Raw genomic sequence first — 14,452 nt, forward strand, 5'->3', positions numbered from 1 at the left:
ACTGACCGTCCCCCTATTCGGAGAGTGCCGAAACAATAAAAACCCTCATCAGATTGTGTCTATGGTAACAAAACAATAAGATAGGTTCTCCCCGGATTACTGAAATAACTTTTCATATTCAGAGGTTTGATAAGAATATGGCCAGACTATACCCTTTATATCTGATATGCCGGGAAAGTGTGTCGTCACCCGAGACCCAAGCCTGTGGAAGAGGGGGTGTCCTGAAAAAACCTCCTTTCTTCGGAGGGAGCTGTCCAGCCGGCGGTTAATTCGGACCGGCCTGGTTTCGAGCATTCCGTGCTTCAGAGGCCTTCTTCAGGTCATATCCCTGGGCAGACAGGTAATTGTTAATCCGTCCCTTGTACTTGCCGAACACCTGGTGTTTTTCCCCGGAAGAACTCGCATCCATCGCCATTTCCCTTGCCTCGATCAGATAGGCCAGAACCATACCCTTCTGCTCTTCCGTCAGCTGCGGCAGCATCTCCAGATAACTGTTGTACGTCACCTGCACAAGACCATAGGTCATTCCGTCTTTGACCTGGTCTATTTGAGCCGGAGTCAGCAGGGCGGACAGTCTCACCAGATACCGCGTATGCAGCTGCTCCCGCAGGCGCTGGGTCATCTCCTTCAGGGCCTGGATAATCAGTTTTTTCGTCTCCGCATCGGCATCCGTCCGGGATTGAACCGCTTTGACTTGAGCATCACAGGCATCCTGCAGCATTCCCAGACTGCGATACTGCTCCGCAATCACCTCCTGAACCTGCCGGGCCTTGACGTCATCTTCAAGCTTCAGCGTCTGAACAATCTTCTTTGCCCGCTCCTGAAGAACCTGTGTATAGGCCGGGTCAGGGTCCTGCGGAACGGAGACGATTTTCGCCGGCTCAGGCACCGCTGTCAGGGCAAAGACAATCAAGTGCGCAAAAATCCCTGCCGAATGCATCATTTTTCTCTCCTGCAGTGAATTCGTTTTTTTCCAAAAAACAGAATAATGGAGTCTTCTCTTTTTTATCAAGTTCTTTTTGTCCCCGATTTGCCGGCGATGTCCAAATAGAAAAAATCTTTGAATCAGAACTCCGTTTTGATTAGGATGAAGCCCCATAAAAATTGACGAATCGGCTTGGACCCAGATTTTCGATTCAAAAGGCAAAAACGTGCGGAACCGTATCCAGGAACTCCAAGAAATTGCCCGGCAGATTCGGATTGATATCCTCACAATGATTTACAAGGCCGGGGATGGTCACCCCGGCGCATCCCTGTCCGTGACCGATCTGATTACAGCCCTGTATTTTGAGGTAATGAATATCGACCCGGCCAATCCCCAAAAACCCGACCGAGACCGATTCATCCTTTCCAAGGGGCACGCCTGCCCGGCCCTTTATGCGGTGCTGGCCCGCAGGGGCTTTTTCTCCCGCGACGAACTGCCCGGCCTGCGCTCGCTGAATTCGATGCTGCAGGGGCACCCGGATATGAACAAAACTCCCGGCATCGACAGCACCTCCGGCTCTCTGGGCAACGGAATTTCCATCGGATTAGGAATGGTGCTGGCCGCCCGTCTGACGGGCTACGACTACTACACCTATGTCATTACCGGAGACGGAGAGCTTCAGGAAGGGGTGGTCTGGGAGGCGGCAACGGCGGCCGCCAAGTACAAAGCAGGCCGGCTGATTGTGCTGGTGGACAACAACGGTCTGCAGAGCAGCGGCCCTGTAGAGGAGGTCAGCGGCCTTTATCCTATCCTGCCCAAGTGGGAGGCCTTCGGATGGCACTGTCAGGAAATTGACGGCCACAGTTTCGAACAGATTCTCCCGGCCCTCCAAAAGGCCCGGGACTGCACAGACCGGCCGTCGCTCATTCTGGCCCATACCGTCAAGGGCTGCGGGGTTCCTTTTATGATAGGCGACAATTCCTGGCACAAACGCGTCCCGACCGCAGAAGAATATCAGCAGGCGATGCGCATCCTCGGAGGACCCTGCTCATGAGCACTTTGGGCAACACCCGTCTGGCCTTTATTGAGACCCTGATTGAACTGGCTGAACAGGACCCCAAAACCGTTCTGGTCTGCGCCGATTCCGTGCTGGTTGTCAAAGGCAGGGAGTTTGCGCGACGATTTCCGGACCGCTTTATTGACGTGGGAATCGCCGAACAAAACGCCGTGAACTGTGCGGCGGGTCTGGCGGCCTGCGGTCTGGTTCCCTATGTGGCAACCTATGCGGGCTTTCTTACGATGCGGGCCTGCGAACAGGTGCGAACGTTCGTGGCCTATCCGGGACTGAATGTCAAACTCGTCGGGGCCAACGGCGGCATCAGCGCCGGAGAACGCGAGGGAGTAACTCATCAGTTCTTTGAAGACCTGGGCATCCTGCGCACCATTCCCGGCATCACCGTTGTCGTACCCGCCGACGACATTCAGGTGCGGCAGGCCGCACGAGCCCTTCACAAACTCCAGGGCCCGGCCTATCTGCGCATCGGCAGCGGACGCGACCCCCGGGCGGATTGTCAGGACATCCCTTTCGAACTGGGCAAAATCCGCATCCTGGCTGAACACGGAAAAGACGTTGCCCTCTTTACAAACGGTTTTGTTGTGAATCGCGCCCTGCAGGCGGCTGAACGGCTCGCCCGGGAGGGAATCCGCGCCGTCGTTGCAGATGTCCATACCCTCAAACCCCTCGATGTGCCCGGAATCGTTTCCCTCTTAACGCAGACCGGAGCTGCTGTAACGGTGGAAGATCACAATATCATCGGCGGATTAGGCAGCGCCGTAGCCGAATGCAGCGCGGAGGAATGCCCTGCCCCCGTCAAACGAGTGGGGCTGCCGGACTGCTACCCCCGCTCCGGAACGCCGGAGGCACTGCTGGATTACTATCATATCGGGATAAACGATATCGTGGAGGCCGCTCGGGCCGCTGTAAAGAAGAAAAAGACATGAAGAAAAAACGACTCACACTTATTCATACCTCCCCTCTGATGATTCCGGTCTTCAATGACCTGTGCCGCCGGCTTCTGCCGGACATCGAAACGGTGCATATGGTAGACGAGGGGCTTCTGAAGGACATTCTTCGGGAAGGATGCCTCACCAAGCCGACCGCCCGCCGTCTGGTCGGCCATATTCTCTCGGCGGAACAGGCGGGAACGGATGCTATCCTCGTAACCTGCTCCTCCCTCGGCAAAGCCGCCGAAATCGGAAGGGAACTGGCAACCGTCCCCGTCATACGAGTGGATGAGCCGATGGCTAAAGCAGCCGTCCAAATCGGCAAACGAATCGGCGTCATCGCCACCCTGCCGTCCACCCTGAATCCCACGGCCGAGCTCATCTGCAGACAGGGCCCCAAAGACATCGAATTGACGGCAAAACTCTGTGAAGGGGCTTTTGAGGCCGTCCTTTCCGGCAATCCGGCCGTCCATGACAAAATCGTATCCGAAGGCATCCTCGAGCTGGCCGGACGGGTGGATGTCATCGTGCTGGCCCAGGCCTCCATGGCACGCGTGGTTCAGACGATTCCGCCGGAACGGCTGACGGTTCCGGTGCTTTCCAGCCCCCAGCCGGCCATCGAATATCTGACCTCCGTGCTTAAATAAAACCGTCGCCAATGTGCAATTGTTCCCTATTTATACAGGAGGGTTGATGGCTATACGAAAAAAGGTCAGTCTCTTTCAAACAGCATTGGGATTGTCCGCCGCCTGCCTGCTCGCAGCCCTGCTGTTCGGTCTGCTTATCCCGGCGCCGATGCCGGCCAAAATCTTCGCAGCAGCTTGTCCCGTTCTCCTGGCCGTGGGGCTGTCGGATACCCCCCTCAAAGGGTTTCGATATACCGTCTGCATCATCGCCGCTGTGACGGCCCCCCTGTGTTTTCCGGAGCATTTCCTCCGCATCGGGCCTGTTAACCTGCAGGACCGCCGTCTGATTCTGCCGATTGTGCAGCTGGTGATGTTCGGCATGGAAACACAAATGAGCATCCAGGACTTTCTGGGTGTGGCCAAAATGCCCAAAGCGGTCTTCATCGGAACGGCCTGCCAGTTTACCATCATGCCGCTGGTCGGCTTTGCCCTGGCCAAAACCTTCGGCTTTCCGCCGGAAATCGCCGCCGGCATCATTCTGATCGGCTCCTGCTCCAGCGGTTTGGCCTCGAACGTAATGAACTACATCGCCGGAGCCAACCTGGCCCTGTCTGTGACGCTGACCGCACTGGCCCAGCTGCTGGCGCCGCTGCTGACTCCCCTGTGGATGAAGCTGCTGGCCGGAGAAATGGTTCACATCCAATTCCTCAAAATGATGCAGGAAATCATCCTGATGGTCCTGCTTCCCATCGCGGCGGCCTTTGTGTATAACGCTGTTCGAAAAGAACGCTGGCATCGACTGCATCGGTGGATGCCAATTCTGTCTATGGCGGGCATCCTTTACTTCACCGCCGTCACGACGGCCGCCGGACGCGATCACCTGCTGAACATCGGCATCCTGCTTTTTGCGGCCGCCGCCCTGCACAATACGCTGGGCTATTTTCTGGGCTATTGGGCGACCCGGCTGTGCGGACTCGATAAAAACTCCTGCCGGACCATCGCGATTGAAGTCGGCCTGCAGAACGGAGGCATGGCTTCCGGCCTGGCTGCGGCTATGGGAAAACTGGCCACCGTCGGTCTGGCCGCCGCCGTCTTCAGCCCCTGGATGAATGTGTCCGGCTCCATCCTGGCCAATTACTGGCGCAAACACCCGCCGAACGACACCCCTTCGGCATCGGGTTAATCCACCCGCTGCAGCCGCAGCGCCATATACGGCCGACCCGGCAGCGGAATGTGCCGGCCGTCTTTGTCCGCAAACGTATAGGCATCCTTCTGCCGGACTTCGAACACCTCCTGAACCGGCTCAATCGTCATATTCCAGGTATCAATCACCTCCGCCTTGAACCGCATCCCGTCTTTGAGATTTTTCTTGGGCAGGCGAAACGTCCACCGGTCCATCGCTTCCCGCCCGAAATAAATCAGATAATACTCTCCCGCTCGTCCCCCGATATTCGGCTCAAAGGCATAGTCAATCGGGTCAATCCCCTCCGAGGGTCCGGACTCGATAATCTTTCGCAGAAACGCAATCCGCGGAGGGCTTTGCCCCTGCATCCTGCCGCCGATGGAAATCCACGTCGGGTCCTCCGATGTCCCATAGCAGTCCCCATGCGTTGCATACGCCCCGCCGATATAGGCCGACCAAAACCGAAACACCATCTCCTCGCCGGAGATATTCCCCCATCGTCGGGGAATATTCCCCTCGTAGTTAATCTCATCGTGCACAATCGGCTTTTGATACATATCCCGCAGCATCGGCGAAATTCCCAGATACCGCACGGCCATGTAATACTGAAGACTCACATGCGTCACCCACGGCTTGTTGTAATCGTAAATTCGGTCTGCATTGTGAATGGACCGCAAATGGCCGTACGGGTCGCGCTCCTGCACAATCTGAAACATCCGGTCCCAGTCCGCATCCGTCCAGTACTTCAGAAAACTGTTTTCATTTGCCAGACACCACCAGACATTCCGATAGGCCGCAAACCGGGCAATTACGTAGCGCAGATACTGCTCGTTCGTCGCCGCATCCATCCGGTCAAACCCCCACGTGCCGTCATCATACGGATGAAAGATAATCAAATCCGCTTCCATTCCCAAATCGCGGAACTGCCGGACACACCATTCCAGATTCCGGAAATACCCCGGATTGAACCGCGAAAAATCCCAGGTCTGCCTCGAATCCCCGACAAATGCAAATTCCTTAAGCCGGTTCGGTCCCTTGACATAGTGTTCCTTGCACGGCGGAATCAGCAGAAACCTCGCCTTGTTAAACGGCGACTGTTTGAGCGTCTCCAGTGTCTGTTTTTTCAGTTCCTCCGTCTGAAACGGCCATTCATAAAGGGTTGTTCCGAACGGGAAGAACGGCGTGCCGTCCGCATAAGCAAAATGATATTGATTGCGCACCCGCACAGGCCCGTGATTGCCGGGTCCGGGGGCTGTGCAGACAAACTGCCCCTCCTTGCCGTCCAGCTCCGGATAATTGCTGCGCGTTTTATATCTCCAGACGCCCTGCGCATCCGGCATAAACCGAACCTTAAACACGCCGTCGCCGTCATAAAAGCCCTCCGGCTCAAACCGCCTCCCGGCGTTTTCAAAGACGGCGCTGAATTCAACCCCGACAAACGGATTGCCGCTTGAAGGCCCTTTCAGAGTCAGTTCAAAAAAATCCCACTGCTCCACCCTGTCGGAGTCGGCCGCACAGAGGCATCCGGCCAGCCCCATCCAGAGAAACAGAGTCATCTTCTTCATTGTCCTTTCCTTTCCCACACATCGAAAGGTTGTCGAAACGCTCTATCGCACCGGCAGCCAGACGCACATCTCGCCTTCGCCGCGGTTGCCCCAGGCATAATAGGGAACCAGACAGAGGCGAATTGAATCGGGCTTCTTCAAGCGGACGGGGCGATAAAGCTCATCACCCCACGGCCGCCCGTCTGCAATATACCCTCGCCCTTCCACAACCACGACGCCGCCCAGCAGGTCCTGTCTTCGGCGGGCTTTCCAGTCATCCGAAGGCCGCACAGATGCATCCGCCGGCCGAATCCCTTCCGGCAAATCCGCCGACTCCAGACAATAAACAATCGGCCCGCGCTGCAGCGCCGCCTGGCCGCGAATCTCCTCCGCCAGCGGATGTCCTTCCATCCACTGCAGCTCCATCGGAAACTCCAGTTCAATCCGGTCGCCGGCGTTCCAGGTCCGCCGAAGCGGAACATACTGCGACGGCGCCGCCTGAGCGGCGGCCGTGCGCCCGTTGATTCTGATGCGGGCCCCCGCCGACCAGCCCGGAATCCGCACAAAGACGGTAAACGGCTCCTTCGGCGACTCTTCCATCGTAAGCAAAACCGTTCCGTCCCAGGGATAATCCGTCATTTGCCGAAGCCGAATCTTCTGTCCAGACAGCAGTTTCGTTTCCAGAACATTGCCGCCGTACAGGTGCACATACACCCCTTCCGGCGACAGACTGTAGGCATATTCGGCGGATTCGGCAATCATCCGTACAACATTCGGAGGACAGCAGAAGCAGCTGATATAGGGCTGACGATAGCGCGACCAGCGCAATTCAAACGGCAAATCCTTTGTCACCCGCAGCGGATTGGTATAGAAAAACTTTGTCCCGTCCAGACTGACGGCCGCCAAAACGCCGTTGTACAGCGCCTGCTCCATCGCGTCGGCATACCGCGCCTCGCCGGTCAGCATCAGCATCCGCTTGTTCCACAGGACAAACCCAACCGTCGCACACGATTCATTGTGCGCCGTGAGATTCGGCAGCTGATACGGCCGGCCGTAGGCCTGATGTACCGGCTGAATGCTGTCCTGCTTCCACGAGCCGTCCGGCGAGGCCCCGTTATAGAGTGCCCCCGTCGCCCCGATAATATACAGTTTGCGGCTGACTACATCCTTCCAGATGCTCTCCAGCGGTGTCCGGAGACGCTCATCACCCGTCTCAGCCAGCAGGTCGGCCGCCCCGGCATACAGATAATTGGCCCGAACCGCATGGCCGACCGCCTCCCGCTGCTCATAGAAAGGAATCCGGTCCTGATTGTCATCCATCCCGTTTTTGTACAGACTGCGAATCTCCATCAGCCCTTTCAGCAGCTCCAGATACCTCGGCTCTCCCGTAATTCGATACAGGTCCGCCGTCCCCATATAGTGCGACGGACAAATCGCGTTGGCCGCCAGCGTCTCGGGCCGCGTCTTATATACGCCGTACAAATAATCGGCGGCCTTGCGGGCAATCTGAAGCAGCGTCGTTTTCCCCGTCGCCTGATAATGCACACACGCACAGGTCATCAGGTGGCCCATATTATACGTTTCAAAATCCAGCCGCTGGGCGAACTCCGCCGCCTGGGCCGCACCGGTCCGCTGCGCAATCAGCACGGGCGTATGAATATACCCATCCGGCCGCTGCGCAGCGCCGATGACTTCAATGATTTCATCCATCTGGCGGTTGAGGACCTCATCTTTTGTCACGGCATAGACATAGGCCGCCGCCTCCAGCCACTTATAAAAATCCCCGTCATTCCATTTCGGCCCGCGATGCTGCCCTTCTTTTTTTCCGGCGGCAATCAGAAAGTTCTCCCACGCATGACTGACATTCGGGTCCGACAGCAGACGCCACATATTCGGAACCATCACGTCCCGACATACGGCAAACCGCTCCGCCCAAAACCCTTCCGTCCACCGCACCGAACCGAATTGCGGATTTCCCAGCTTCGCATAGCGGCTGAGCGCCGGTGCAGACCCGACGGCGGAGAGAACCGCCGCCAGGGCAAAAAGAACCATTCGGCTGAATTTGTTCATTTTCGACTCTCCCTGATTTCTGTATTCTGAATAGAGGTCTGCATCAAATCCGCCGACCCGGCGTCTTTGCCGGCTCGACACGGAGAAAACCGCAGACGCATCTGGACGGGTTCCGGCGGGACCTCGTACTTCGGAAGCACCCCCGGACCGCAGCTGGCGTTGCCCAGCCCGCTGTGACGGGCATCCAGCGAGACAATCACTTCATTTCGGGCGGTCAGTTCAAAAGGATGAGCAGCCTTCTCCAAATCCTCCGCCGTATAAGGCAGAGCCGAAAAAGCCATCGGTTCTTCCGCCGTAATCCGCAGCCCCTGCCCGGAGACATCCGTCAGCTCAAGCCACCGTACATCCGTCCGCAGCCCCGTTTCCTGCGGCCGCGGATAGGGAACATACATCTCCTGCACCGCCGCCGACCAAAGGCCGATGTCTGCCGAGCTGTTTCGGTCCGGATAATTTTCCTGCGGTCCGCGCCCATACCAGCGAACGAACGCATACTTCCCGGCCAGATGCAGAACCAGCCCCATCCTCGGCAGCGGCGGCAGTGTCCCGAACGGCTCAAAACGATGAACTGATTCAATCACACCGTCCCCCTGCACCGTCCACTCCGTCCGGTGAACCAACCCGGCTCCGGACGGGGTTGTGCTGACGGCTTCTGTTTGTATCTGAACCGAGCCCGATTCTTTTTTGGAAACCTGCAATGACTTCACCGTTCGACTCAGACGGTCCAGCCCCGCCTGCCGCCACTCATACGCCCGGCCCTTTCCGAAAGCCCTGTCATTGCTTGTCGGCGCCCGATAGACCTGCAGAACGGGGCCGCCCTGCGGCGACAAAAGTTCCCGCCCGTCATACACCAGCGAAGAAAGCGTACCGGTTTGTCGGCTGAAAACAGCCTCAAAATTTTGTCCCTTTATCCGGACACCATCGGGCTCTTCCAGAACATCAATCTGCGGCACAGATACCGAACGGCTGCTTTCCTCCGGCTTGATCTCCCTGACCGGCAGCTGCTCCCAGGCAACCTCATAGCCCGCCGGGGCCCAAAGGGTCGGCTCCGTCAGATGAAAACTCACACGAACCCGATAATCCCCCGCCGCCGGCGGCTCCGGCAGCTCCAGCGGCAATACCGCCGTCGTCTCCTCGCCGGGCCCGCACTCAAGCCGTCCCAGCGTCCCCGACTGAATTGCTATCCCGTCCCGCGTCAGAGACCAGCGGGCCTCCAGCGTATTCAGATTCGTAAACACATACCGGTTGATGACTCGAATGGTGCGCGGTCCGCCGTCCGCCGCTTCAATCCGCACCGGCTGATAGACCTTCTTAACCTCCCGGAGTTTGGGTGTTACGGTCCGGTCGGCCAAGACCAGTCCGTTCAGGCAGAAGTCTTTCGAGTTCGGCTGGTCGCCGAAATCTCCACCGTAAGCAAAATATTCTCGGCCGTCGGCCGTCCGCCGACGAATCCCCTGATCCGCCCAGTCCCAGATAAACCCGCCGACAAGCCGCGGATTGGATTCTATCTCCTCCCAGTATTCCTTCAGATTGCCGACGGCATTGCCCATTGCATGAGCATACTCACACATCAGAACCGGACGGCTGTCCCGATTGTCCTGCGCCATCTGCAGAATGCGGGGCCAGCGCTTGTCCATCGGCGATTCATAAAGGTCCCGGACTTTCGGGTACATCCGGCTGATAAAATCCACCGCCGCGGGGTCGCGCGGGTCATTGACATCCTCCGCAGACGCCTGCGCCCCTTCGTAATGAATCGGCCGCGTCGGGTCAAACGCCCGTATCCAGGCCGCCAGCGCCGCAAAATTCGGCCCCCAGCCGGACTCATTCCCCAGCGACCAGACTATCACGGAAGGATGGTTTTTGTCCCGCTGAACCATGCGGATGCCGCGGTCCCCAAAAGCGGTCTGCCAGCTCGGCTCATTGGCCGGGAGTCCCCGAACGCCGTGACTTTCGATATTCGCCTCATCGATTATGTAAATCCCGTATTCATCGCACAGGTCATACCAGCGCGGGTCATTCGGATAATGGGCGGTACGCACGGCATTGATATTGAACCGCTTCATCAGGACAATATCCTCCCGCATCCGCTCCAGCGGGACGGCCTGTCCATAGTCCGGGTCAAATTCATGCCGATTCACCCCATACAGCCGCACCGGCCGGCCGTTTATCAGCAGTCGGCCATTCTCGATGCGCACCTGCCGGAACCCCACCCGGCACGAAACCGCCTCCGCCGTGCGGCCCTCGGAATCTTCCAGCGTCAGCACCAGCGTATAAAGATGCGGCGTTTCCGCCGACCACAGCCGCGGATTGTGCACCGTCCCCTGCAGCCATTCAAATTTGGCCGGTCCGCGCTGCGGCGTTCGCTCGTTGAGAACCTCCGCCGAATAGTCCGCATTCAAAATCTTCTCGGCATCACACCGCAGCGGCTCCGGCCACACCGCCTGCCCCGACGGGTCATACAGCCGGGCCCGAACGGCCCATCCGGAAATCTCGACATCGCCCGCACGGTCCAGCCGGGGCTGAATCAGCACACGCCACACAGAGTCCCCCGCCTCGGGCTCCGTGCGGACGGCAAAATCGGCAATCCGAACCGCTCCGGCGCAGTACAGAAAAACCTCCCGGAAGATGCCGCTCAGATGCCACATATCCTGCCCTTCGAGATAACTGCCGTCGGACCAGCGGTACACCTCCGCCGCCAGGACATTGCGTCCGGTTCGCACATACGGCGTAATCTCAAACTCTGCGGGCGTCATACTCCCCTGGCTGTACCCGACAAAGACCCCATTCACCCAGACATAGAAGGCGCTCTTGACGCCGGCGAAATGAAGAAAAACCCTCCGGCCCTTCCAGACCGCCGGCAGCTCGAACGTCCGCCGATACGAGCCGACCGGATTGCGGTTTCTCCATGAGGTCCATTCCTTCGGGGGCTCTCCCGTCACACGCGGCGGGTCGATGCGGAATGGATATTGCGAACTCGTATAAATCGGCACATCATACCCTTCCATCTGCCAATTGGAGGGAACCCGGATGGTTTCCCAGGCCTCCACACTGTATTCGGGCCGATAGAAATCAGCCGGACGCTCCTGCGGACGGGGCGACCAGCGAAACGTCCACAATCCGTTCAGCGAAAGACGATAAGGGGAATCCTCCGGCCGGCAGGTTCGGGCCGTCTCTTCATCCGGATACGGCACAAATGACGCCCGGGCGGGCAGACAGTTCCGCTGCACAACAGACGGATTTTCCCAGTCCGGACAGTCGGGCACAACCGGGGCCGCCGCCGGACGGAGGCAGCCGGATAAAAAAGAAAGCAGCATCGCCAAAGCCGGCACTTTTACTGTTATCTGCAAGCCCTTCATCCCGAAATCGTTTCCGCACACGAATAATGACTCACAAATCGATACGTCCCCGAAGGAATCTCATAAACCGCCCAGCCGCCTTCGCGTCCCAAAGCCGTAATCCCCGGCACCTGTTCAATCGGCACGCCGCTTTCGTGAATCGGTGTGCCCGGCTCGCTCGGGATAAATACGCGGGCGGCGGTGTTGGCCGGAATCGTAATGTCATAGCGGAAAAGCCCGCCTTCCCGCTGCCAGCGGCTGCGAATCCATCCGTACAGACACCGGTATTCTGCCCCGGCCCAGTCCAGACGGCTGCTCGGATACGGCTTGAGCACAAACCGCTTAAAACCGTTTTCCTCCGGATCCAGTTCAATCCCCGCCGCAAAACGGTAAAGCCATTCCCCCACCGACCCCAGCGAATAATGATTAAAAGAGTTCATCTGAGGATTGAAAAATCCATCCTCCTTCGTCCAGCCGTTCCATCGCTCCCAAATCGTCGTGGCCCCGTGCAGCACCGGATACAGCCACGAGGGATAATCTTCGTTCAGCAGCAGCTTCCAGGCCGCATCCGCCCGTCCCATCTCCGTCAGAACAGGATTCAAAAAGCGAACCCCGATAAAGCCCGTGCTCAAATGCCAGCTGCGGCTTCGAAGTTCCTCCATCAGATGTCCAAAGGCCGTCTGCCGAACCTCCTGCGGCAGAAGATTGAACGCCAGCGCCAACAGGTATGCCGTCTGAGTCGGCACGGTCAGCCGGCCGTCCGGAAGGAGAAACTCCTTTTGAAAAGCCCGGCGGATCCGCTCAAACATCGCCTGCCAGCGCCGAGCCTCCTGTTCGCGTTTAATCGCCCGGGCCATCCGCGCCAGCTTGGCCGCATCATCCGCCCAGTACGCCGTCGCCAGCAGCGTCTTCATCGGCGAGTGCGTTCGAAACGTTGTATCGGAGGGAATACAGAGCCAGTCTCCGTAGTTATTCCCCAATTCATTGCGGCGGATGCAGTCCGGATTTGTCCGCTCCAGATACTCCAGCCAGGCGCTCATCGCATCATAATACCGTTCAATAATTCGGGTATCCCCGTAAAAACGCCAGAGCACCCAGGGGATAATAATGCCCGCATCGGCCCAGCCCGCCGCCCCGCCCAGCCCGTCCAGCCCAACATAGTTGACGTCCTCCCGCAAACGCGGGGCCGTATCAGGAAAGATGCCTTCGGGTGTCTGCGCATCGGCAATATCCCTCATCCACTTTGTAAAGAAGGCGGCGGTATCCATATTATAGCTGGCCGTGTGGGAAAAAATCTGCGCATCCCCCGTCCAGCCCAGACGCTCATCCCGCTGCGGACAATCCGTCGGCACGCTGATGAAGTTGCCCTTCTGACTCCAGAGCGCATTCTGCCAGAGCCGGCTGACCAGCGGATGCGAACAGTCAAACCGGCCGGTCTGCTCCAGGTTCGAATGCACCACACAGCCCGTAATCGCATCTTCAGCGGGCCGGCCGCTCAGACCGCTCAGCTCGACATATTGGAAGCCGTGAAAGGTAAACCGCGGCTGCCAGATTTCCTCGCCTCGACCGCTGAGGATATAGACATCCGTCGCCTTTGCACGCCGCAGGTTTTCTGTATAGAGCGTCCCGTCCGGATTCAGCCGCTCTCCGTGCCGCAGAGTAATCCGCGTTCCGGCAGGGCCGCGCACCTTTAACCGGACCCAGCCGGCGATATTCTGCCCCAGATTAAAAATCCAGGTGCCGGGCCTGCTTTCATGAACCGAAACCGGCCTGAGCATTCCCGCAATTCGAACGGGTTCAGAGGGCTGGGCGACCAGCGGAACCGCCGGCGGCTCGACAAGTCGAACCGGAGACCATCCGCGGTCATCGTAATCCGGCTGCTCCCAGCCGGTCAGTTCGAACCGCGCATCATACGTCTCGCCCATCATAAAATCCGAACAAACAATCGGCCCGGCGGCACATTTCCAGCTTGAATCCGTTCGAACCGTCCGCCGCGAACCGTCGGCCCCCATCAGCTCCAGCTGAATCAGCAGACTGGTTTCCAGTCCGTAGCGTCCCCGCGTTTCCTGCCAGCCGACATAGCCGCTGTACCAGCCGTCCCCCAGAACCGCCCCCACTACATTCCGACCTGTCCGAATCATCTCCGTCACATCATAAGTGCGATAGTGAATCCGTTTGGTATAATCGGTCCACTCCGGCACAAAGACATCCTCCCCCACACGCCGCCCGTTCAGATACACCTCCGCCACCCCGCGGGCGCTCACATACAGGGTTGCCTTCTGAACCGCTCCGTCCGCCGAAAAGACCTTGCGAAACCACGGCGGCGTACCGGGTTCTGTCAGCGTGGGCGTTACGGCATGAGGGGCATGCCTGCGATAATCCGGGTCGGCGGCAATCCACTGAGCCTGCCAATCCTCCTTCTCCAGCAGCCCCATCGTCCAGAAGGCCGGCTCGGACAGCGCCGTCTCCCCCTGCTCGTCCCACACCTGCACCTGCCACCAACACTCCTGCCGTGAGGTCAGAGGCACTCCATGATAGACAATCTGCGCCGACCGGTCATCCTCGATTCGCCCGCTGTCCCACAAATCCGCCCCGCCTGCGGCCAAAATCGCCGCCGAAGAGGCCGTCCGCACACGCCAGGCCGTCTGGCGGACACCCCGACGGTTCGAAAACAGAATCCAGCTCAGACGCGGCTGCCTTTCATCAATCCCCAAGGGGTTCTTCAGATACTCACAGCGCAGATATGAAACCGCTGTCGATCGGCTCAT

At 58.5% G+C, this 14,452-nt stretch carries 9 protein-coding genes; 4 read left to right on the top strand and 5 right to left on the bottom strand.

Annotation, left to right across the window (positions count from 1 at the left end; translation table 11 throughout):
- Window positions 1-265: 265 nt before the first annotated feature.
- Window positions 266-943, bottom strand: a complete 678-nt coding sequence (locus tag PKY88_05385) for a DUF3826 domain-containing protein (GenBank protein HOQ04627.1) — start codon at window positions 941-943, stop codon at window positions 266-268.
- Between the two features lie 208 nt (window positions 944-1,151).
- Here PKY88_05385 and PKY88_05390 point away from each other — a divergent pair, with 208 nt between their 5' ends.
- Genes PKY88_05390 through PKY88_05405 form a run of 4 tightly spaced genes read left to right on the top strand, consistent with a single transcriptional unit; the run spans window position 1,152 to window position 4,738 of the window.
- A complete protein-coding gene (locus PKY88_05390; protein HOQ04628.1) occupies window positions 1,152-1,979 on the top strand; it encodes a transketolase in 828 nt (275 codons plus the stop codon).
- Window positions 1,976-2,926 carry a transketolase C-terminal domain-containing protein gene (locus tag PKY88_05395; GenBank protein HOQ04629.1) on the top strand — a complete coding sequence of 317 codons (951 nt, stop codon included), beginning with the start codon at window positions 1,976-1,978 and terminating at the stop codon, window positions 2,924-2,926. Before PKY88_05390 ends, PKY88_05395 begins: the two co-directional genes overlap by 4 nt.
- Window positions 2,923-3,576 carry an aspartate/glutamate racemase family protein gene (locus tag PKY88_05400; protein HOQ04630.1) on the top strand — a complete coding sequence of 218 codons (654 nt, stop codon included), beginning with the start codon at window positions 2,923-2,925 and terminating at the stop codon, window positions 3,574-3,576. Before PKY88_05395 ends, PKY88_05400 begins: the two co-directional genes overlap by 4 nt.
- Window positions 3,577-3,622: 46 nt before the next feature.
- Window positions 3,623-4,738, top strand: coding sequence for a bile acid:sodium symporter family protein (locus PKY88_05405; protein HOQ04631.1), 1,116 nt, complete (start codon window positions 3,623-3,625; stop codon window positions 4,736-4,738).
- On the opposite strand, the gene PKY88_05410 is transcribed toward PKY88_05405, so the two are convergent.
- From PKY88_05410 to PKY88_05425, 4 genes are read right to left on the bottom strand one after another with little or no spacing between them, the layout of a single operon-like run.
- A complete protein-coding gene (locus tag PKY88_05410; protein HOQ04632.1) occupies window positions 4,735-6,303 on the bottom strand; it encodes a DUF5060 domain-containing protein in 1,569 nt (522 codons plus the stop codon). The two genes, PKY88_05405 and PKY88_05410, sit on opposite strands and share 4 nt — an antisense overlap.
- Before the next feature lie 42 nt (window positions 6,304-6,345).
- Window positions 6,346-8,352 (bottom strand): glycoside hydrolase family 127 protein, encoded by a 2,007-nt coding sequence (locus tag PKY88_05415; GenBank protein ID HOQ04633.1) that lies wholly within the window; start codon window positions 8,350-8,352, stop codon window positions 6,346-6,348.
- The gene (locus PKY88_05420) at window positions 8,349-11,705 is read right to left on the bottom strand and encodes a glycoside hydrolase family 2 TIM barrel-domain containing protein (GenBank protein HOQ04634.1); all 3,357 of its coding nucleotides are present in this window, start codon (window positions 11,703-11,705) and stop codon (window positions 8,349-8,351) included. The genes PKY88_05415 and PKY88_05420 overlap by 4 nt, the downstream gene beginning before the upstream one ends.
- The gene (locus PKY88_05425) at window positions 11,702-14,452 is read right to left on the bottom strand and encodes a glycoside hydrolase family 78 protein (GenBank protein HOQ04635.1); all 2,751 of its coding nucleotides are present in this window, start codon (window positions 14,450-14,452) and stop codon (window positions 11,702-11,704) included. Before PKY88_05425 ends, PKY88_05420 begins: the two co-directional genes overlap by 4 nt.

The organism is Anaerohalosphaeraceae bacterium (assembly GCA_035378985.1).
GTDB lineage: Bacteria > Planctomycetota > Phycisphaerae > Sedimentisphaerales > Anaerohalosphaeraceae > JAHDQI01.

What these genes read in the sequence shown, in the direction of transcription:
- PKY88_05385 (HOQ04627.1), bottom strand. Translation starts at nt 943, where the DNA reads ATGATGCATTCGGCAGGGATTTTTGCGCACTTGATTGTCTTTGCCCTG.
- PKY88_05395 (HOQ04629.1), top strand. Translation starts at nt 1,976, where the DNA reads ATGAGCACTTTGGGCAACACCCGTCTGGCCTTTATTGAGACCCTGATT.
- PKY88_05400 (HOQ04630.1), top strand. Translation starts at nt 2,923, where the DNA reads ATGAAGAAAAAACGACTCACACTTATTCATACCTCCCCTCTGATGATT.
- PKY88_05405 (HOQ04631.1), top strand. Translation starts at nt 3,623, where the DNA reads ATGGCTATACGAAAAAAGGTCAGTCTCTTTCAAACAGCATTGGGATTG.
- PKY88_05410 (HOQ04632.1), bottom strand. Translation starts at nt 6,303, where the DNA reads ATGAAGAAGATGACTCTGTTTCTCTGGATGGGGCTGGCCGGATGCCTC.
- PKY88_05415 (HOQ04633.1), bottom strand. Translation starts at nt 8,352, where the DNA reads ATGAACAAATTCAGCCGAATGGTTCTTTTTGCCCTGGCGGCGGTTCTC.
- PKY88_05420 (HOQ04634.1), bottom strand. Translation starts at nt 11,705, where the DNA reads ATGAAGGGCTTGCAGATAACAGTAAAAGTGCCGGCTTTGGCGATGCTG.
- PKY88_05425 (HOQ04635.1), bottom strand. Translation starts at nt 14,452, where the DNA reads ATGAGCCGATCGACAGCGGTTTCATATCTGCGCTGTGAGTATCTGAAG.